Genomic DNA, 18288 nt, shown 5'->3' on the forward strand with positions numbered 1-18288 from the left:
ACGACAGCAAAGGGCCGCCCCAACGGCCTGAGTGACACCCCTTCATCTGTGCACAGGCGCAGGACGCTTCACACGTGCGTGCTCCTTCACGCCCTCGGGACTCAGTTTTCGCTCAGTTTTCGCTCTGCGGGGCTCCTGGCCGCCCGGGCACGATGGCACCAGCCGCTCGCCGAAAGGTGAGACGTCGACGCAGTTCCCGATCAGGAAGGATCTTCAGTCCATGAACAACCGTCAGCGCAACCGTCGGGTGAACCGCCTCAGGCAGTCGCCCGGCTTCCCCCCGCGCCGTCGTCGGCGGACGACCGACCCGGCCGCGGGCACGACTCCGGCGACCCAGCAGACCGAGACCACGGACACCTCGTCCTCCGAAACCGCCTAAGCCCCACGGCACTGGAGGGTGTCTGCCCGGAGGTGGGCACCCTCCCCACCCACCGCCTCACGCCGCACAAGTTGGCGGCGACCCCGTTGCTTGCTGGGCGAGTTCTTGGCCTCTCGGCGCTCATCACACGCTCAGGGTCAGCGGTATCGGTTTTCGAGCAACACGTTCGAGACCGTACAGGTAAGTAGAAAAGTGGGACGCCTGGGGCTGCTTTCCATTTTGCCCGGCTCGCAGGCACAGAGCGCCGTTCCACACCACGTCTCCATTCGCCCATCGCCCGAGACTGCTCTCGAGCTGAGAGAGGATATTTCATGATTCATCCACCTCCCACAAGTGTGTTCGCCTCGGTGAGGCAGCACTTCGACGACCCGCGAGTCAACGAGGCGACGCTGGTGACCGTCGGCACGGATGGGAACGAGGCAGGGCCGATCCAACTGACCGCCGCCGAAGCGCACGAGGCCCTGTATGGGCCGGGCGCCGACCCGCAGTTCTCCGCCGCGATCTGGGAAGCGGTACTCAGCGCCGCACGGGCCGATCTCACCTCGCACGGAAGCGGGAGGCTCCTGGTGATCTGGCTGGCCCTGCCCAGGCTCACCGGGACGGCCCATCGCGTCTGCAGGCGCCTGCGCGCCGACCGGTCGGACGTGGAGGCCGAGATGACCCTGGCCCTGCTCGAAGAACTGACAGCCCCGGACACCACGACCCCCCTCTCCATCGCCCCGCTGGTCAAGGCGGCGCGCACCAGGGCGTGGCACTTCGCCCGTGCCGGCCTGCGGGAGGTCCCCTCCACTCAAGTGGAGCACATCACGCAGGACCGCGCCCTTACCTCGGCGGGCGAGACGGCGGACACCTCTGCGGCCCGGCAAGGGCTGGACGTACAGGTCGACCGTCCGGACGGGCCGGACGGTCTGCGTGCTCCCCTGCGCTTCCGGGTGCATCGGGAGCACCTGCGGGAAGGCACCTTCGCCAATGTCGAGGAGGGGACAAGGGTCCGCACGACGAATCACCGCACCCGGCAGCGGCGATCCAGGCATCGCGTTGGAACCCTGCCGATTCGTCCTGGCACGAGGCAGCGGTGAAGCGCCAGGCCTGCGGTCAGCTCAGTTTCACCGAGATGTTCGACCTACCAGTCGCAGTCGACCTACGGACGGCGGCCCGTGCGTTCGGCATCTGCCCGGCAACCGGTTATCGGCTGATCCATAGGGGCGAGTTCCCCTGCCTCGTCCTCCGTGTCGGCGGCAGATATCGGGTTCCGACCAACGAGTTGATGCGCGTCCTGGGGATCGACGAACGGCCTCTGTACACCGTGGACCTGGAGTCGGACGAGTACGGCCTGGGGGCCACCCTGTAGGCCCGAACCGACGGCGCCATATTCGATCGCCATACGGCCTCGGGGCGTAAGCCCCGGGGCCGTACCCGTCGGCTCCGTCCTCAGGGCGCCTAGCAAACCTCGGCGGTGGAAGTTTCCTGGGACTTTTCTTGGCCTTCCGTCTGCATCAACAATGCCAAGTGCCACCGGCTCGTCAGAGGCTGTCGCTGCGGCGCGTGAGGCGGAAGTCGAACGGCACCGTGCCCGCGTCGAGGGCCGTGACGCCGCCGTCCACCGTGAGGGCCGCGCCGTTGACGAAGGACGCGGCGGGCGACAGCAGCCAGGCGATCGCCTCGGCGACCTCGGACGGGTCGCCCGGGCGCCCCGCGGGTATCAGGGTGGTCGCCTCTTCGTACGCCTCCTCGACACCGCCCTCCAGTTCCGTCTCCTCGGCGAAGCGGGCCATCCGGCGGTCGGCCATCTCGGTGCGCACCCAGCTGGGGCAGACGGTGTTGGCCCGCAGGCCCTGGCGGCCGTAGTCGACGGACAACGAGCGGCACAGCTGGAGGAGCGCGGCCTTGGAGGTGGCGTACGCGGCGTTGCCCGTTCCGTTGCGCAGTGCCGAGACGGAGGCGACGGCGACGACCGCACCGCGGGCCTTCAGCAGGTGCGGGAGAGCCGCTCGCATGAGGAGGAAGGGGCTGGTCAGGTTGGTGCGCAGCACCAACTCCCAGGTCTCGTCCGAGAGGTCGCCCACTGCTCCGCCGCGCCCGGCGCCCGCGTTGAGGACGAGTCCGTCGAGCCTGCCGTGGCGGGAGACCGTGGTGTCGACCAGTTCGCGGACGGCGGCCGCGTCCGTGAGATCGGCGGGGTGGGCCAGCGCCCCCGTTTCGTCGGCGATCCGCTGGAGGGGGTCGGGCCGCCGTCCGGCGATGACGACGTGGTGTCCCTCGGCGCGCAGCAACCGGGCGGTCGCGGCGCCGATGCCGGTGCCTCCGCCGGTGACAACGACAACTCGCTCGTCGGCCATGGTCGTCAGGACTCCTCACCGGCGGGGGCAACAGGCGGTGTGATCCTACGCAGGGGCCGCCGCGTCGAGTTCGCGGAGCAGGTCGATGGTGAGCGCGTCGACCGGGCGGGGCTTCGTCTCGGTCTCCTGGCTCCAGGTGTTCACCATCATCACCACGGCCGTCCCGCGCTCCCGGTCGAACGCCGTGCAGGTGCTGAAGCCGCCGGTGCCGCCGTTGTGCCAGGTCATGGTGCGGCCGCCGGACAGCGGGCTGAGGTTCCAGGCGAGCCCGATCCGCAGGCCTTCCGCGGCGTCGAGGCGCGGCCGCTGGGTCAGTTCGATGGCGTCGCGCAACGGGGAGCGTTCGGGGCGGAGTTGGGCGGCCAGGAAGCGCAGCATGTCGTTGGCCGTGCTGTAGAGGGAGGTGCCCGCCGCGCTGAGCACGGAGTCGCGCCAGTCCGGGACCAGTTGACCCTGCATGTGGCCCAGGGACTTGCGGAGCAGCATGTCCGGCCGCAGGGTCGTCGTGGTGTCGGTCATCCCCAGCGGCGCGGCGACCCGGTGCCGCAGCATCTCGTCCACGCGGTCGAAGGCCAGTGCCTGGCCGAGGAGTCCGAAGCCGAGGTTCGAGTACGCGTACTTCTCGCCCGGCGCGTGGGCCAGGGTGGTCTCGCCGAGGTCCGCGGCCAGGCCGTCCAGCGTGTAGTGCGCGTACGGGTCGTACGGGTTCGTGGCGTCGAGGACGCCCCGCGGCAGCCGGGGCAGGCCGGAGGAGTGGGTCGCCAGGTCGGCCAGGGTGATCCGGCGGGGGCCCTTGCGGGGTATGGGGAAACGCGCGGGCAGGGTGAGCGGTGCGTCGAGGCGCGTCTCGCCCGCGCCGACGGCCAGCGCGAGGGCGGTGGCGGTGAGCGTCTTGCCGATCGAGCCGAGCTGGAACACGGTCCGGCCGTCCGGCGTCCGCTTCCCCTTTCCGGCCGCGCCCGCCACGTACGTCCGTCCGCCCCGGATGACGCCGCACACCGCGCTCGGACTCCCGGCGGCCAGCGCCTGGTCCAGGGTGTACCGCACCTGTGCGGGCAGGGTGTCGGCGGCGGCGTCGGTGCTATCGGCCGCGACGGCGGGGCCGGACAGGAGCGAAGCACCCGTCGCCGCGGACGCCATGGTGATGAATTTACGTCGGTTCAGTCGTTTCACGCGTCATTCCCCCGTGGTCGGATTGCCTGGTGGCACCACCGCCGACAGCAGCACGAGCAGCGGGACGACCCGGCCCGCGGGCACCTGGTAGTGGCCGCGGCCCTCGGCCTGGAGCCAGCCGGTCGCCGTGAGCTGTTTGAGGTGGTGGTAGAGCTGGCCGGTGGTGTTCAGCCCGGCGGTTTCCTGCAGTTCGGCCGCGGAGCCGACGCCGCCCAGCACGGCGCGCAGCAGGGTGAGCCGCACCGGGTGACCCAACGCGGCGTAGGGCGCGGCGTGTGGGGACCAGTCCGCGTCCAGCAGGCCGTCGGTCGTGGCGCCCTGCTGCCATTCGTATTTCTTGCCTGTGGGCAGCTCGACCGCACCGGTGAACAGCACCTGGCCGTTTCCCGTGATCCGCCGGCGCAGCCCCTCCAGAGCCCAGAACACTTCGTTCCAGGAGGTGTCCGGTGCTTCGGACTCCAGCCGCGACACCCGTTCTTCGAGTGCGGCGACCCGCTCGTGCAGGGACTCGTCGGCCATGCACCGGACACTACGTTATTCCGGAATAACAGAGCAACAGCGTTGCGCTACGGCAGCACCGCGATGCCGTCCAGTTCGACCAACGCCTCCTCGTCCCACAGCCGGACGACCCCGATGACCGCCATCGCCGGATAGTCGCGACCGGCCATCTCGCGCCAGATCCGGCCGAGTTCGGAAGCGCGGTCGCGGTAATCGGCCACATCGGTGGCGTAGACAGTCAGCCGGGCGAGGTCGGCGGGGCTGCCTCCGGCGGCTTCCAGCGCGGTGAGCAGATTGGTGAGCGCCCGGCGGAACTGGGCGGGGAGGGTGTCGCCGACGACCTTGCCGTCCTGGTCCAGCGCGGTCTGACCGGCCAGGAAGACCAGTTGACCGCCGGTCGCGGAGACGGCGTGGCTGAATCCGGCGGGCGGGGACAGCTCGGCGGGGTTGATCCGGTGCAGGGGTTCGGTCATCGGTACAGCTCCTTCGCGATGATCGTGCGCTGGACCTCGGTGGCGCCCTCGTAGATCCGGGGCGCGCGTACTTCACGGTAGAGGTGTTCCAGCACATGGCCACGGCGAAGCGCGCGGGCGCCGTGGATCTGTACGGCCGCGTCCACGACGTACTGCGCGGTCTCGGTGGCCAGCAGCTTGGCCATGGCCGAGCGCCGGGCGATACCGGGTTCGCCGTCGTCGTACGCGGCGGCCGCCGCGTACACCAGCAGCCGGGCGGCCTCGGTGCGGGTGGCCATCTCGGCGAGCTGATGCGCGACGGACTGCAGATCCTTCAGCGGCCCGCCGAAGGCGGTGCGGCTTCCGGCGTGCGCCAGCGAGGCGTCCAGCGCCGCCTGCGCCATGCCGACGGCGAACGCACCCACGCTCGGCCGCAGCAGGTTGAGGGTGCGCATAGCGACGCGGAAGCCCGCGTCGGGCACCCCCAGCACGTCATCGCTGGTGACCGGGACGCCGTCGAGGACGAGACGGCCGATGGGGTGCGGGCTGAGCATCTCCAGGGGTTCGCCGCCGAGTCCGGGGCGGTCGGCGGGAACGAGGAAGGCGGTGACGCCGCGTGAGCCCGCGCCGGGGGTGGTGCGGGCGAAGACGGTGGTGACGTCGGCCTCGGGCGCGTTGGAGATCCAGCACTTCTCGCCGGTCAGCCGCCAGCCCCCGGCCCCGTCCCGCTCGGCCTTCAGGGTGAGCGCGGCCGCGTCCGACCCGGCGTCCGGCTCGCTCAGCGCGAACGCGGTGACGACGCGGCCCGCCCGGACGCCGGGCATCCAGCGCTCGTACAGCTTCTCGCCGCCGGACAGCACGATCGGGTACGCGCCGAGCCCTTGAAGGGCGAGCGCGGTCTCGGCCTCGGTGCACTCCATGGCCAGCGACTCGCGCAGCAGGCACAGGTCGAGCGCCCGGACCGGACCGTCCTGCGGGAACAGCCGCTCCAGTAGGCCCAGTTCGCCCAGCGCCGCAGTCAACGGCCGGTTGACCCGGCCCGGCGTACCGGCGTCCGCGAGCGGGCGCAGGCGGTCGCGGGCCAGCGCGCGCAGCTGTGCGCACCAGCGCCGCTGTTCCGGATCGAGTGCGAATGACGGCATCGGGCCCTCCCTCGGCGCATCCCCGATTCGCGGCTATCGCGGGATATTGACTGTCGTCACCATCACGTTACGCTGACAAGGCGGCTTCAGACAGCCATCCGGCAGGCACATCGGGCAGGCAGGGGGCGCACCTCGATGGAGCTCAGGCCTTCGGCACACGTCGACACTTTCGCCCGTGACCACCTCCCGCCCACCGACCAGTGGCCCGGGCTCCTCCTCGGCCCGCCGGGGCTCGGCCTGCCGGAGCTCAGCTTGCCGGGGCCCCGCCGCCCCGACCGGCTCAACTGCGGGGCGGAGTTACTGGATCGCACCGTGGAGCGCTACGGCCCGGAGCGCCCCGCCGTGCGCGACGGCTCCGGCGCCGTGTGGACGTACGGGCAGCTGCGCGCGCACGTCGACCGCATCGCGCACACCCTCACCACCACGCTCGGCGTCGTCCCCGGCAACCGCGTGATGCTGCGCGGCCCCACCTCCCCCTGGCTGGCCGCCTGCTGGCTCGCCGTCATGAAGGCGGGCGCGGTCGCGGTGACCGTCCTGGCCGCCCAGCGGCCCCGCGAGCTGGCCACGATCTGCGGCATCGCCCGGGTCGGGCACGCCCTGTGCGACGCGCGCTGCGCGGACGACCTGGTCACGGCGGAGGTGCCGGGGCTGCGCACCGTCACGTACGGCGGCGACGCGCCCGACGACCTGCTGCGGCTCGCGGCCGCCGCGCCCGCGTCGTACGAGGCCGTGCCGACCTCCGCCGACGACGTCGCCCTCATCGCCTTCACCTCGGGAACCACCGGGCGGCCCAAGGGCTGTATGCACTTCCACCGCGACGTCCTCGCCATCGCCGACACCTTCTCGGCCCAGATACTGCGGCCCACCCCCGACGACGTGTTCGCCGGCAGCCCGCCGCTCGGCTTCACCTTCGGCCTCGGCGGCCTCGTCGTCTTCCCGCTGCGCGCCGGGGCGTCGGCGCTGCTGACCGACCGGGGCGGGCCGGAGCGGCTGCTCGCCGACATCGCACGGCACCGCGTGTCCGTGCTGTTCACCGCGCCGACCGCCTACCGGGCGATGCTGAACCGGCTGCGCACCGACCCCGGCGCGTACGACATCTCCTCGCTGCGCCGCTGCGTCTCCGCCGGAGAGAACCTGCCCGCCGCCACCTGGCACGACTGGCACGAGACCACCGGGCTGCGCCTCATCAACGGCATCGGCGCCACCGAACTGCTCCACATCTTCCTGTCCGCCGCCGACGACGCGATCCGCCCGGGCACCACGGGTGTTCCGGTGCCCGGCTTCGAGGCGCGGGTCGTGGATATCGACTTGCGCCCCGTCCCCGACGGCGAACCGGGCCTGCTCGCCGTGCGCGGCCCGACCGGCTGCCGCTACCTGGCGGACGAGCGCCAGCGCACGTACGTACGCGACGGCTGGAACCTCACCGGCGACACCTACATCCGCGACCCGGACGGCTACTTCCGCTATGTGGCACGCGCCGACGACATGATCATCTCGTCCGGGTACAACATCGCGGGCCCCGAGGTCGAGGACGCCCTGCTGCGCCACCCCGACGTGGTCGAGGCCGCCGTCACCGGACAGCCGGACGCCGAGCGCGGCACGATCGTCGTCGCCCATGTCGTACTGCGGACGGGCATCCCCCGCACCGAGGAGACCGTCGCCGCCCTCAAGGCCCACACCACCGCCGAGCTCGCCCCCTACAAATGCCCGCGCCGCTTCGTCTTCCTCGACGAACTCCCCCGCACCGCCACCGGCAAGCTCCAGCGCTACCGCCTCCGCGACAGCGCTCCGCACTGACCGCCTTAAAGTGACCTCGTGAACGGCCAGCACACCCCGCGCTCCCTCATCGTCACCCACTACGGCGCCTACGGGCGCGGCACCCCCGGCCGCCCGGCCGGGCCGGTGCCCGTCGCCGCGCTCATCCGGCTGCTGGGCGCCGTCGGCGTCGACCCTCCCTCGGTGCGCTCCGCCGTCTCCCGCCTCAAGCGGCGCGGTCTGCTGGTCGCCGACCGCACCGCGACCGGCGCCGCCGGGTACGCCCTCTCCGCCGACGCCCGCCAGCTCCTCGACGACGGCGACCACCGCATCTACCCCCGCGCGGCCCCCGGGCCCGACCGCTGGCTCCTCGCCGTCTTCTCCGTCCCCGAACAGGAGCGCAGCAAGCGCCACCTGCTCCGTTCCCGCCTCTCCCGCCTCGGCTTCGGCACCGCCGCCCCCGGCGTCTGGATCGCCCCGGACCGCCTCTACGACGAGACCCGCCACACCCTGGAACGCCTCGGCCTCGCCTCCTACGTCGACCTCTTCCGGGGCGACCACGCGGGCTTCACCCCCACCGCCGAGGCGGTCCGCCGCTGGTGGGACCTGGACGAACTCGCCGCCCTCCACCACGCCTTCCTGACCGCCCACGAACCCGTCCTGGCCCACTGGAGCCACCACACCCCCACCCCCGAGGCCGCCTACCGCGACTACCTCCTGGCCCTCGACTCCTGGCGCCACCTCCCCTACGCCGACCCCGGCCTGCCCCCGGCCCTGCTCCCCGCCAACTGGCCCGGCGCCCCGGCCGCCACGGTGTTCACGGCCCTCCACACCCGCCTGTACGACACGGCCGCGCAGTACGCGGAGGCCGCGCTGCGCGGGAGCGAATGTCGGCCATGACATCTAAGCCCGTTGATTTAATAAGACGATCGACTTACGGTGCTCAGAGGTGCTCAGAGGTCCCCGACACCGGAGGAGTCCCCCCATGACCGAAGCCGTTCCTGACTACCCGTTCGAGCAGCCCGATGTGCTGGAGCCCCCGCGGGAGTGGGCCGAGACGCGGGCCGCGTGTCCTGTGGCGCATGTGCGGATGCCCAGTGGGGATGTGGTCGGTCTGCTGACCGGGTACGACGACGTGCGCGGGCTGCTGACCGATCCGCGCTTCAGCCGCAACCTCGACCGGAAGGGCGCGGCGCGGATGTCGACCACCGAGGACGGCGGGATGTTCAGCCGACCCTCCCTGGGGCAGGTGGACAACAAGGAGGGGCCGGGGCACCGGCGGTGGCGGCGGCTGATCAGCCGTGCGTTCACGGTGAAGAAGATGGAGGCGTGGCGGCCGCGGGTGCGGGAGATGGCCGACGCGCTGGTGGACGACATGGTGGCCAAGGGGTCGCCCGCCGATCTGCGCGCGGCGCTGGCGCTTCCGCTGCCGGTGCAGGTCATCTGCGCGCTGCTGGGCGCGCCGAGCGAGGACCAGGACAAGTTCGCGCGCTGGTCGGAGACCCTGCTGACGCTGACGCGTTATACGCAGGCCGAAGTGGACGACGCGCAGCGGGAGTTCCACGCCTACGCGTCGGATCTGGTCGAGCGCAAGCGGGCGGAGCCGGGCGATGACCTGCTCAGTGAGCTGACGCAGATCTCCGACAGCGAGGACGGGCGGCTCAGCCACGACGAGCTGATCTCCACCGCGGTCGGGCTGCTGCTGGCGGGGCACGAGACCACGTCCAACATGATCCTGAAGATGACGGCGATGCTGCTGTCGGAGCGGGAGCGCTACGAGGCGGTGCTCGCCGATCCCGGGCTGGTGTCGGGCGTGGTGGAGGAAGCGCTGCGGATGGACGCGAACGGCGGGGCGGGCATCCCCCGGTTCATCACCGAGGACACGGAGGTCGGCGGGGTGCCGGTGGGCGCCGGGAGCACGCTGTTCGTCAACCTGCCCGCCGCCAACCGGGACGGGCGCAAGTTCCCCGAGCCCGACCGGTTCGATCCGCGCCGCGAGAACAACGCCCAGCACCTCAGCTTCGGCGCGGGACCGCACTTCTGCGTCGGTCAGACGCTGGCGCGGGTGGAACTCCAGGTGGTGCTGGGGACGTTCGTCAGGCGGCTGCCCGAGCTGCGGCTGCGGGACGCTCCGGACGCGCTGCGCATCCGCGAGGGCGTCGCCGCGGGCGGTTTCGAGGACATGTGGGTCACCTGGTGACGGGCGGCGAGGACGGTACGATGAAGATCACTGTTGACGAGGGTCTCTGCTGCGGCAGCGGGCTGTGCGTGGTCAGGGCCGATCAGGTCTTCGACCAGCGGGAGGAGGACGGGATCGTGGTCGTGCTGGACGACACTCCGCCGACGCGGCACCACGAAGCCGTCCGTGAGGCCGCCACGGTGTGCCCGACCGGGGCCATCAGCCTGACGGAATGACCTCTCCGGCCTCTTCGGCTTCTTCAACGTCTTCAGCCTCCTCGACCTCTTCGGCGGAATGACTCCAGCGGAATGACGCTTCCCGGCCCGGCTGCCCCGCCATCCGCACGCTCGGTGCCCGCGCGGGACAAACTCATGCGCACCGCCGAGCGGCTCTACGCCGAGCGCGGCTTCGCGAACGTCTCGGTCAGGCAGATCAGCGAGGCGGCCGGGCAGCGGAACAACTCGGCGGTGCAGTACCACTTCGACAGCCGTGACGGGCTGATCCGGACGATCCTGTCGCACCACACCGCGCTCGTCGAGAAGCACCGCATCGCCATGGTGGAGGCGCTGCGCGGGCAGGACACGGTGTCCCTGGAGGACCACTACCGCTGCCTGATCCTGCCCAACGTCGAGACGTACGTCGAGGCGGGCACCCCCGCCTGGTGCGCGCGCTTCTTCGCCCAGGCCCTCGTCGAGCCCGCGCTCCGCGACTACGTCGTACGGGATCATCTGGACACGCCGTCGCTCCGCCTCCTGGAGGAGATCGGCGCGGTGCGCCGGGACGACATCCGCCCCGACCTCCTGGCCCGGCACGGCTCCATGGTGCGCCAGCTCTCGGTGCATGCCTTCGCCGAGCTGGAGTACGACCTGGTCAACGGCCGGGTCGACCCCGCCGGGGCGGAGGACGCCTGGCGCGCGCTGGGCCAGGACCTGATCACGGCGCTGTGCGGGCTCACCACCGCCCTGCTCGGAAAGCGCTAGAGCGCCAGAGCGGCTAGAGCGCGAGCCGGGGCCGAGGGGCGTCGGTGCGGCCCGTCGGGGGTGTGCGGCTGCCCGCCCGGTACGGGAGGGGCCAGGGGGCGGCCGGGCCGGTGTAGTTCTGGTCGGCGGCGGCGTGCAGGGTCCAGTGGGGGTCGTAGAGGTGGGGCCGGGCGAGGGCGCAGAGGTCGGCGCGGCCCGCCAGGATCAGTGAGTTGACGTCGTCCCAGGAGGAGATGGCGCCGACCGCGATGACGGGGACGCCGAGTTCGTTGCGGACGCGGTCGGCGTAGGGGGTCTGGTAGGAGCGGCCGTACGCGGGGACCTCGTCGGGGACGACCTGGCCGGTGGAGACGTCGATGGCGTCGGCGCCGTGGGCGGTGAAGGCGGCGGCGATGGCGACGGCGTCGTCGGCCGTGGTGCCGCCGTCGGCCCAGTCGGTGGCGGAGATGCGGACCGTCATGGGGCGGTCGTCGGGCCAGACGGCGCGGACGGCGTCGAAGACCTCCAGGGGGTAGCGGAGGCGGGCGTCGAGGGTGCCGCCGTAGGCGTCGGTGCGGTGGTTGGTGAGCGGGGAGAGGAAGCCGGACAGCAAGTAGCCGTGGGCGCAGTGGAGTTCGAGGAGGTCGAACCCGGCGCGGGCGGCGCGTTCGGCGGCGCGGACGAACTGGTCGCGGACGGCGGCGAGACCGGTGGCGTCGAGGGCGTGCGGGGTCTGGTTGACGCCGGGGCGGTACGGGAGGGGCGAGGGCGCGACGAGGGGCCAGTTGCCGTGCGGGAGGGGGGTGTCGATGCCCTCCCACATGAGCCGGGTGGAGCCCTTGCGCCCGCTGTGGCCGAGCTGCACGCCGACGGCCACGCCCGGGGACTGGGCGTGCGCGAAGTCGGTGACGCGGCGCCAGGCGGTTTCGTGCGCGTCGGCGTAGAGGCCGGTGCAGCCGGGGGTGATACGGCCCTCCGGGCTCACACAGACCATTTCCGTCATCACCAGCCCGGCCCCGCCGAGCGCCCGGCCACCGAGGTGGACGAGGTGGAAGTCGCCGGGGGTGCCGTCGTGGGCGGCGGAGTACATGTCCATGGGGGACACGACGACGCGGTTGCGGAGGGTGAGGCCGCGCAGCCGGAAGGGGGTGAACATGGGCGGGGTGGCGGCCGGGACGGCGGCCTCGCGCTCCACCGCCTCGACGAACTCCGCATCCCGCAGCCGCAGGTTGTCGTGGGTGACCCGGCGGCTGCGGGTGAGGAGGTTGAAGGCGAACTGCCCGGGCGGCTGGTCGAGATACAGCTCCAGGTTCTCGAACCACTCCAGGCTGGCGCGGGCCGCCCGCTGGGTGGATTCGACGACCGGGCGGCGCTCGGCCTCGTACGCGGCGAGCGCGTCGGGGAGGGCGGGGTGCTCTTCGAGACACGCGGCGAGGGCGAGGGCGTCCTCGACGGCGAGTTTGGTGCCGGAGCCGATGGAGAAGTGGGCGGTGTGCGCGGCGTCGCCGATGAGGACCGTATTGCCGTGTGACCAGCGCTCGTTGACGACCGTGCGGAACGCGGTCCACTGGGAGTGGTTGCCGCGCAGGGCGTGGCCGCCGAGGGCGTCGGTGAAGAGCTTGGCGCAGCGCTCGGTGGACTCGCGTTCGGTGCACTGGTCGAGTCCGGCCCCCCGCCACACCTCTTCGCGCGTCTCGATGATGACGGTGCTGGCGCCGAGTGAGTGGGGCAGCCCGGAGGGCTTCGATGAGGGGTGGTGGCCGGGAGACGGGCGGGCGTAGGGGTAGCCGTGGAGCTGCATGACGCCGTGCTCGGTCTCGGCGATCTCGAAGCGGAAGGCGTCGAACGCGATGTCGGCGGCGAGCCAGATATAGCGGCAGCGGTGGGTGGTGACGCGGGGGCGGAAGGCGTCGGCGTAGGCCTGACGGATGGCGCTGCCCGCCCCGTCGGCCGCGATGACCAGGTCGTACGTACGTGAGAGCTGCTCGGCGGGCGGCGCCTGGGCGCGGAACCGGAGCCGTACGCCGAGGGCCTGGCAGCGTTCGTGGAGGATGCGCAGCAGGCGTCGGCGGCCGAGGGCGGCGAAGCCGTGGCCGCCGGAGGTGAGCACATGGCCGCGGTGGGTCACGTCGATGTCGTCCCAGCGGACGAACTCCTCGCGGAGGGCCGCGTAGACGGCCGGGTCGGCGTGTTCGATGCCGCCGAGGGTCTCGTCGGAGAGGACGACGCCGAAGCCGAAGGTCTCGTCGGGGCTGCCCCGCTCCCAGACGGTGATCTCGCGCCGCGGGTCGAGGCGGGCGAGCAGGGCCGCCGCGTAGAGGCCGCCGGGCCCGCCGCCGACGACGGCGATGCGGAGCGGACGGCCGGGGGCGGAGCGGTCGGAGGCGGGGCGGCCGAGGGCTGGACGGTCGGGGACTGGACGGCCCGGGGCGGGGCGGCCCTGGTCGACGTGGCCCTGGTCGGCGTGGCCCGGTGCGGTGGTCATCGCCCCTGCCACAGGGGGGCGCGGCGGGCGGTGAACGCGGCGTGGAACTCGGCGTAGTCCGCGCCGGTCATCAGCAGCGCCTGCGTCGACGCGTCCATCTCGATCGCGGCGGACAGCGGCATGTCCAGCTCGGCGGTGAGCAGCGCCTTGGTCTGGGCGAGGGCGAGGGAGGGCCCGTCGGCCAGCCGCCGGGCGAGCGCCGCCGCCTCGGTCCCGGCCTGTCCCTCGTCGGCCAGCACGCTGATCAGGCCGATGCGCTCGGCCTCGGGGGCGCGGACCGGTTCGCCGAGCATCAGCAGCCGGGTGGCGTGGCCGAGCCCCACCACGCGGGGCAGCAGATAGGCGGCGCCCATGTCGCCACCGGAGAGCCCGACCTTGGTGAAGAGGAACGAGAAGCGGGCCGACGGATCGGCGACCCGGAAATCGGCGGCGAGAGCGAGAACGGCGCCCGCGCCCGCGGCGGCGCCGTGCACGGCGGCCACCACCGGGAAGGGGCACTCCCGCAGCGCGCGGACCACCTGCCCGGTCATCCGGTTGAAGTCGAGCAGCTGGCGGGTGTCCATGGCGAGGGTGGCGCCGATGATCTCGTCGACGTCACCGCCGGAGCAGAAGCCGCGGCCCTCGCCGCCGAGCACGAGGGCGTGGACGGAGCCGTCGCGGGCCAGCTCGGCGAGGAGGTCGCGCAGGTCGGCGTAGGCGCCGAAGGTGAGCGCGTTGAGCTTCTCGGGGCGGGCGAGGGTGACGGTGGCGACGCCCGTGTCGAGGGTGAGGCGCAGATGCCGCCAGTCCTCGGTGCGGGGCGCGGAACCGGTGAACGGACTCATGGGGGCCATGGCCTCCTTCAGCCGGACGACGTTCAGCCGGACGACGGCGGGGTGTGCCGGGTGCCTGACGGGGTGCCTGCCCCTCGAAGTTATCACCGTCACGTGACTGTCGTCACGAGTGCGCGATAGAGCGAGGACGGGGAGCCGTGATCGGTGAGGTCTTTAGTCCTCCCAAGAGTGGTCCATGGTCCCTTCCGGCACTATCGTCCGCTTCATACCGTCAAGGGCTGCGGTATTTCCGCTCCACGCCGACCGACTGGAACCCGTACGTGCCCGAACCTCTCCACGCCGCAACCTGGCGCTTCGCACTGCCGCACACGACGGCCGCGGTGCCGCTGGCCCGCGCCCTGATCCGCAACACGCTCGCGGACATCGGCGCGCCCGTGAACGGCGACACGGCGGAGCTGCTCACGGCCGAGCTGGTCGCCAACGCGGTGCAGCACACGGCCGGGGACGAGCCGATAGAGCTGGTGGTGGAGCTGGTGCCGACCGGCGGCTGGCAGGTCGAGGTGCACGACCAGGACCCGACGCCGCCCGGCGGATTCAGCGACCCGGACGACACCGCCGGGCCCAAGAGGGACACCGCCGGACCCGAAGGGGACACCGCCGGGCCCGAAGGGGACACTCCCGCCCCCGAGGGGGCTTCCCCCGCCCCCGAAGGGGATTCCCCTGTACCCGAGGGGGACGTTCCGGGCCGCCCCAAGGGCCCCAAAAGACCCGAAACCCTCGCCGAACAGGGACGCGGGCTGCTGCTCATCCGGGCCCTCAGCGCGGACACCGGCTACCGCCCGACCCCCTACGGCAAGGCCGTCTGGTTCACCCTCCCCCTGGCGGAGAGCTGATCATTACGGCGCGCCGAGCGTCGCGACGAGCACCGCCTTGATGGTGTGCATACGGTTCTCCGCCTCGTCGAAGACGACCGAGTGCTCCGACTCGAAGACCTCCTCGGTGACCTCCAGCTCGGTCAGCCCGTGCCGGTCGTAGATCTCCCGGCCCACGTCGGTGCCGAGGTCGTGGAAGGCCGGGAGGCAGTGGAGGAACTTCACGGCGTCGTTGCCGGTGGCGCGCAGCACGTCCATCGTCACCGCGTACGGCCCCAGCAGAGCTATGCGCTCGTCCCACACCTCCTTGGGCTCGCCCATGGACACCCACACGTCGGTGGCGATGAAGTCCGCGCCCTGCACGCCCTCGGAGACGTCCTCGGTGAGCATGATCCGGGCGCCGGAGGCCGCGGCCATCTGACGTGCCAGCTCCACGATGGTGTTGTCCGGCCACAGCAGCTTGGGCGCGACGATCCGGACGTCCATGCCCAGCAGGGCGCCGGTGACCAGGTAGGAGTTGCCCATGTTGTACCGGGCGTCGCCGAGGTAGGCGTAGGCGATCCGGTCCAGCGGCTTCTCGCTGTGCTCGGCCATGGTGAGGACGTCGGCGAGCATCTGGGTGGGGTGCCACTCGTCGGTGAGGCCGTTGTAGACCGGCACTCCGGCGTGGATGGCCAGCTCCTCGACGACGCCCTGGCCGTGTCCGCGGTACTCGATCGCGTCGTACATCCGGCCGAGCACCCGCGCCGTGTCCTTGACGGACTCCTTGTGGCCGATCTGCGAGCCGGTCGGGTCGAGGTACGTGGTCGAGCCGCCCTGGTCGGCGACGGCGACCTCGAAGGCGCATCGGGTTCGGGTGGAGGTCTTCTCGAAGATCAGGGCGATGTTCCTGCCCTGGAGCCGACGCGTCTCCGTGCCCGCGCGCTTGGCCGCCTTCAGCTCGGCCGACAGGTCGACCAGGTGCCGGAACTCCTCCGCGGTGAAGTCCAGCTCCTTGAGGAAGTGGCGGCCGCTGAGGTCAATCGCCATGGGGGTGGGCTCCTAGGTCGGTGCGGTCGAGCGGGTTCGAGGTGGCCGCGGCACACATTGCCACAGCCGGAAACCACGGAAGCATATACGAGAGACTGTATATATGCGGAGGCCCGTGCGGTAACCCCACCGTCGTCACTCCACGGCGTCCCGCTCGACCGGGCAGCTCATACAGCGCGGCCCGCCCCGCCCGCGGCCCAACTCGCTGCCCGGGATGTCGATGACCTCGATACCGCGCTTGCGCAGGAAGGTGTTGGTCGTCGCGTTCCGCTCGTAGGCGACCACCACCCCCGGCTCGACCGCGAGCACATTGCAGCCGTCGTCCCACTGCTCGCGCTCCGCCGCGTGCACGTCCTGGGTGGCGGTGAGCACCCGGATCGCGTCCAGGCCGAGGGCCGCCGCTATGGCCCGGTGCATATGCTCCGGCGGATGGTCGGTGACCTTCAGCTCCCGGCCGCCCGTGCCCGGCTCGATGGTGTACGAGCGGAGCATCCCGAGCCCCGCGTACTGGGTGAAGGTGTCCCCGTCGACCATCGTCATCACCGTGTCGAGGTGCATGAAGGCGCGCCCCTTGGGCATCTCGAGCGCCACGATCGTACGGGCGGAACCGGCTTCGAAGAGCCGGTGCGCCAGCATCTCCACCGCCTGCGGGGTGGTCCGCTCGCTCATGCCGATCAGCACCGCGCCCTTGCCGAGCACGAGTACGTCGCCGCCCTCGATCGTCGAGGGGTACGCGGCCTGGCCCTCCGACCAGACGTGGAAGTCCTCGTCCGCGAACAGGGGGTGGTGGCGGTAGACGGCCTCGTAGTGCACCGTCTCGTGCCAGCGGGCGGGCCAGCGCATCGCGTTGATGGCCACCCCGTCGTACACCCAGGCGGAGGCGTCCCGGGTGAAGAGGTGGTTGGGAAGCGGGTTCACCAGGAAGTCGTCGGGCTCCATGGCGTGGAAGCGGATGGAGACCGGCTCCGGGAACCGCGCCAGATACTCGCGCTTCGTCATGCCGCCGATCAGCGCCTCGGTCAGCTCCGGGGCGGTCAGCTCGTCGAAGGCCGCGCGCAGCGGGTCGGTGGCCAGCGGGCCGTACTCCTTCTCGTCGAAGACCCGGTCCAGCACCAGGGACCGCGCCGGGGGAAGGGCCAGGCTCTCGGCCAGCAGGTCACCGAAGAGATGGACCTCGACGCCCCGGTCGCGCAGCACGTCCGCGAATCCGTCGTGCTCCTGGCGGGCCCGGCGCACCCACAGGACGTCGTCGAAGAGGAGCGCGTCCCGGTTGGTGGGGGTGAGCCGCTTCAGCTCCAGGTCGGGACGGTGCAGAATGACGCGGCGCAGCCGCCCGGCCTCCGAGTCCACGTGGAATCCCATGATTCCATCTTCGCCGCTCGGGGCCCGGTGCGGATGACCCGCGACACAAGTCGTGCCCCGTCGTGACCCGTCGTGGCCAAGGCCGTGGCTCCGGCCGGGCCGCGGTCTTCGCTAGACGGCGGCCAGGATGACGATCAGGACCAGGGCCACGGCCAGGAAGCCCAGCAGGGCCGAGACCCAGAGCTGACCGGGCTGAAGGTCGATACGGGCGCTGCGGGAACGGGCGCCACGGCGGACAGCCTGTGCACGACGCTCCCGGGACTCCTCGTGCTCCCGGCGCTCCTCGGCCAGGCCGCCGAACAGCGCCCTCCAGCCCTTCTCCCCGAAGCCCGTGGCCTGCCGGGTGGCGACGATACGACGCACCACCTCGCGCCCCGCGCCGTCGCCCGCCGCCCAGAGCCCGGGCAGGACGCACGCCATCAGCTCGGGGACGGCGCCCCGGTCGGCGTACGGGCGCACCAGGCCCTCGTAGAGCATCAGCGCGTTGCGCACCCGCAGGCGGCCGGTCCCGCCCGGCTGATCGAGGTAGAGATGGGCGATCAGCACCTTCTCGCAGACCGCGTCGGCGAGCCGCGGCCCGCGCTCGGGGGCGCGGCGCACCAGCTCGACGACGACGCGGGTGGCCCGGTCGGCGGGCAGCCCCGCGTCGAGCGCGCTCAGCAGCAGCCCGTCGTCGGCCTCGCGCAGCGCCGCGGGGAGGGCGTCGCCGCCGTGGCGCAGCGCCTCGTGCAGCGTGCGCCGGGTGCGTACGGCGCTCAGCGGCACCCGGTGCGGGAGGTGGTCCGGGCCGCCGTCCGGGGCGTGGCCCCGCCCGGTGTCGTGCTCCTGCTCCATGTCCCGCGTGTACTCGGCGCCCTGCGTGTACTCCGTGTCCTTCACCATCGACGTCCT

Annotated in this window: 19 protein-coding genes; 9 read left to right on the forward strand and 10 right to left on the reverse strand. The window is 72.0% G+C overall.

The window, feature by feature from the left end; translation table 11 throughout:
- The first annotated feature begins 220 nt into the window (after positions 1-220).
- The 3 genes from ABZ370_RS15985 to ABZ370_RS15995 all read left to right on the forward strand — a co-directional run bounded on the left by ABZ370_RS15985 (position 221) and on the right by ABZ370_RS15995 (position 1730).
- Positions 221-379, forward strand: coding sequence for a hypothetical protein (locus ABZ370_RS15985; protein WP_358620554.1), 159 nt, complete (start codon positions 221-223; stop codon positions 377-379).
- Positions 380-690: 311 nt separating this feature from the next.
- Complete coding sequence (locus ABZ370_RS15990; protein ID WP_358620556.1) at positions 691-1458, forward strand: hypothetical protein; 768 nt, start codon at positions 691-693, stop codon at positions 1456-1458.
- 35 nt (positions 1459-1493) lie between these two features.
- On the forward strand, positions 1494-1730 hold the full coding sequence (locus ABZ370_RS15995) for a helix-turn-helix domain-containing protein (protein WP_358620559.1): 237 nt from the start codon (positions 1494-1496) through the stop codon (positions 1728-1730).
- Between the two features lie 172 nt (positions 1731-1902).
- Here ABZ370_RS15995 and ABZ370_RS16000 read toward each other — a convergent pair whose 3' ends face one another.
- The 5 genes from ABZ370_RS16000 to ABZ370_RS16020 are packed head-to-tail and all read right to left on the reverse strand — an operon-like array spanning position 1903 to position 5983.
- A complete protein-coding gene (locus ABZ370_RS16000; RefSeq protein ID WP_358620561.1) occupies positions 1903-2718 on the reverse strand; it encodes an SDR family oxidoreductase in 816 nt (271 codons plus the stop codon).
- Positions 2719-2763: 45 nt separating this feature from the next.
- Positions 2764-3858: a serine hydrolase domain-containing protein gene (locus ABZ370_RS16005; RefSeq protein WP_358620564.1), complete on the reverse strand. Its 1095-nt coding sequence runs from the start codon at positions 3856-3858 to the stop codon at positions 2764-2766.
- Between the two features lie 36 nt (positions 3859-3894).
- Positions 3895-4410 carry a winged helix-turn-helix domain-containing protein gene (locus ABZ370_RS16010; RefSeq protein ID WP_358620567.1) on the reverse strand — a complete coding sequence of 172 codons (516 nt, stop codon included), beginning with the start codon at positions 4408-4410 and terminating at the stop codon, positions 3895-3897.
- A gap of 47 nt (positions 4411-4457) precedes the next feature.
- A complete protein-coding gene (locus ABZ370_RS16015; protein WP_358620570.1) occupies positions 4458-4862 on the reverse strand; it encodes a RidA family protein in 405 nt (134 codons plus the stop codon).
- Positions 4859-5983, reverse strand: a complete 1125-nt coding sequence (locus tag ABZ370_RS16020; RefSeq protein WP_358620573.1) for an acyl-CoA dehydrogenase — start codon at positions 5981-5983, stop codon at positions 4859-4861. Before ABZ370_RS16020 ends, ABZ370_RS16015 begins: the two co-directional genes overlap by 4 nt.
- Positions 5984-6118: 135 nt before the next feature.
- On the opposite strand from ABZ370_RS16020, the gene ABZ370_RS16025 reads away from it, so the two are divergent.
- The 5 genes from ABZ370_RS16025 (at position 6119) to ABZ370_RS16045 (ending at position 10897) form a co-directional block, all read left to right on the forward strand.
- Positions 6119-7780, forward strand: a complete 1662-nt coding sequence (locus ABZ370_RS16025; RefSeq protein ID WP_358620575.1) for an AMP-binding protein — start codon at positions 6119-6121, stop codon at positions 7778-7780.
- An 18-nt stretch (positions 7781-7798) separates the two neighbouring features.
- A complete protein-coding gene (locus ABZ370_RS16030; protein ID WP_358620578.1) occupies positions 7799-8638 on the forward strand; it encodes a PaaX family transcriptional regulator C-terminal domain-containing protein in 840 nt (279 codons plus the stop codon).
- 85 nt (positions 8639-8723) lie between these two features.
- Positions 8724-9938 carry a cytochrome P450 gene (locus ABZ370_RS16035; protein WP_358620580.1) on the forward strand — a complete coding sequence of 405 codons (1215 nt, stop codon included), beginning with the start codon at positions 8724-8726 and terminating at the stop codon, positions 9936-9938.
- A 20-nt stretch (positions 9939-9958) separates the two neighbouring features.
- Positions 9959-10153, forward strand: coding sequence for a ferredoxin (locus ABZ370_RS16040; protein WP_358620583.1), 195 nt, complete (start codon positions 9959-9961; stop codon positions 10151-10153).
- A 135-nt stretch (positions 10154-10288) separates the two neighbouring features.
- The gene (locus ABZ370_RS16045) at positions 10289-10897 is read left to right on the forward strand and encodes a helix-turn-helix domain-containing protein (protein ID WP_358620586.1); all 609 of its coding nucleotides are present in this window, start codon (positions 10289-10291) and stop codon (positions 10895-10897) included.
- Positions 10898-10910: 13 nt separating this feature from the next.
- Here the strand turns inward: ABZ370_RS16045 and ABZ370_RS16050 are convergent, their stop codons facing one another.
- Together ABZ370_RS16050 and ABZ370_RS16055 are read right to left on the reverse strand one after the other, a co-directional pair.
- The gene (locus ABZ370_RS16050; protein WP_358620589.1) at positions 10911-13361 is read right to left on the reverse strand and encodes a bifunctional salicylyl-CoA 5-hydroxylase/oxidoreductase; all 2451 of its coding nucleotides are present in this window, start codon (positions 13359-13361) and stop codon (positions 10911-10913) included.
- Positions 13358-14185, reverse strand: a complete 828-nt coding sequence (locus tag ABZ370_RS16055; RefSeq protein WP_358620591.1) for an enoyl-CoA hydratase family protein — start codon at positions 14183-14185, stop codon at positions 13358-13360. The genes ABZ370_RS16050 and ABZ370_RS16055 overlap by 4 nt, the downstream gene beginning before the upstream one ends.
- A 269-nt stretch (positions 14186-14454) precedes the next feature.
- Here ABZ370_RS16055 and ABZ370_RS16060 point away from each other — a divergent pair, with 269 nt between their 5' ends.
- Positions 14455-15027, forward strand: coding sequence for an ATP-binding protein (locus ABZ370_RS16060; RefSeq protein WP_358620594.1), 573 nt, complete (start codon positions 14455-14457; stop codon positions 15025-15027).
- Between the two features lie 3 nt (positions 15028-15030).
- Here the strand turns inward: ABZ370_RS16060 and argF are convergent, their stop codons facing one another.
- The 3 genes from argF to ABZ370_RS16075 all read right to left on the reverse strand — a co-directional run bounded on the left by argF (position 15031) and on the right by ABZ370_RS16075 (position 18279).
- The gene (gene argF, locus ABZ370_RS16065) at positions 15031-16035 is read right to left on the reverse strand and encodes an ornithine carbamoyltransferase (RefSeq protein ID WP_358620597.1); all 1005 of its coding nucleotides are present in this window, start codon (positions 16033-16035) and stop codon (positions 15031-15033) included.
- Between the two features lie 135 nt (positions 16036-16170).
- Positions 16171-17397: an arginine deiminase gene (locus ABZ370_RS16070; RefSeq protein WP_358620600.1), complete on the reverse strand. Its 1227-nt coding sequence runs from the start codon at positions 17395-17397 to the stop codon at positions 16171-16173.
- Between the two features lie 111 nt (positions 17398-17508).
- Positions 17509-18279: a hypothetical protein gene (locus ABZ370_RS16075; protein WP_358620603.1), complete on the reverse strand. Its 771-nt coding sequence runs from the start codon at positions 18277-18279 to the stop codon at positions 17509-17511.
- Between the last annotated feature and the right edge of the window lie 9 nt (positions 18280-18288).

The sequence above is a fragment of the Streptomyces sp. NPDC005962 genome (genome assembly GCF_040629205.1).
Classification (GTDB): Bacteria; Actinomycetota; Actinomycetes; order Streptomycetales; family Streptomycetaceae; genus Streptomyces.

What these genes read in the sequence shown, in the direction of transcription:
- ABZ370_RS15985 (WP_358620554.1), top strand. Translation starts at nt 221, where the DNA reads ATGAACAACCGTCAGCGCAACCGTCGGGTGAACCGCCTCAGGCAGTCG.
- ABZ370_RS15990 (WP_358620556.1), top strand. Translation starts at nt 691, where the DNA reads ATGATTCATCCACCTCCCACAAGTGTGTTCGCCTCGGTGAGGCAGCAC.
- ABZ370_RS15995 (WP_358620559.1), top strand. Translation starts at nt 1,494, where the DNA reads ATGTTCGACCTACCAGTCGCAGTCGACCTACGGACGGCGGCCCGTGCG.
- ABZ370_RS16000 (WP_358620561.1), bottom strand. Translation starts at nt 2,718, where the DNA reads ATGGCCGACGAGCGAGTTGTCGTTGTCACCGGCGGAGGCACCGGCATC.
- ABZ370_RS16005 (WP_358620564.1), bottom strand. Translation starts at nt 3,858, where the DNA reads ATGGCGTCCGCGGCGACGGGTGCTTCGCTCCTGTCCGGCCCCGCCGTC.
- ABZ370_RS16010 (WP_358620567.1), bottom strand. Translation starts at nt 4,410, where the DNA reads ATGGCCGACGAGTCCCTGCACGAGCGGGTCGCCGCACTCGAAGAACGG.
- ABZ370_RS16015 (WP_358620570.1), bottom strand. Translation starts at nt 4,862, where the DNA reads ATGACCGAACCCCTGCACCGGATCAACCCCGCCGAGCTGTCCCCGCCC.
- ABZ370_RS16020 (WP_358620573.1), bottom strand. Translation starts at nt 5,983, where the DNA reads ATGCCGTCATTCGCACTCGATCCGGAACAGCGGCGCTGGTGCGCACAG.
- ABZ370_RS16025 (WP_358620575.1), top strand. Translation starts at nt 6,119, where the DNA reads ATGGAGCTCAGGCCTTCGGCACACGTCGACACTTTCGCCCGTGACCAC.
- ABZ370_RS16035 (WP_358620580.1), top strand. Translation starts at nt 8,724, where the DNA reads ATGACCGAAGCCGTTCCTGACTACCCGTTCGAGCAGCCCGATGTGCTG.
- ABZ370_RS16040 (WP_358620583.1), top strand. Translation starts at nt 9,959, where the DNA reads ATGAAGATCACTGTTGACGAGGGTCTCTGCTGCGGCAGCGGGCTGTGC.
- ABZ370_RS16045 (WP_358620586.1), top strand. Translation starts at nt 10,289, where the DNA reads ATGCGCACCGCCGAGCGGCTCTACGCCGAGCGCGGCTTCGCGAACGTC.
- ABZ370_RS16050 (WP_358620589.1), bottom strand. Translation starts at nt 13,361, where the DNA reads ATGACCACCGCACCGGGCCACGCCGACCAGGGCCACGTCGACCAGGGC.
- ABZ370_RS16055 (WP_358620591.1), bottom strand. Translation starts at nt 14,185, where the DNA reads ATGAGTCCGTTCACCGGTTCCGCGCCCCGCACCGAGGACTGGCGGCAT.
- argF (WP_358620597.1), bottom strand. Translation starts at nt 16,035, where the DNA reads ATGGCGATTGACCTCAGCGGCCGCCACTTCCTCAAGGAGCTGGACTTC.
- ABZ370_RS16070 (WP_358620600.1), bottom strand. Translation starts at nt 17,397, where the DNA reads ATGGGATTCCACGTGGACTCGGAGGCCGGGCGGCTGCGCCGCGTCATT.
- ABZ370_RS16075 (WP_358620603.1), bottom strand. Translation starts at nt 18,279, where the DNA reads ATGGTGAAGGACACGGAGTACACGCAGGGCGCCGAGTACACGCGGGAC.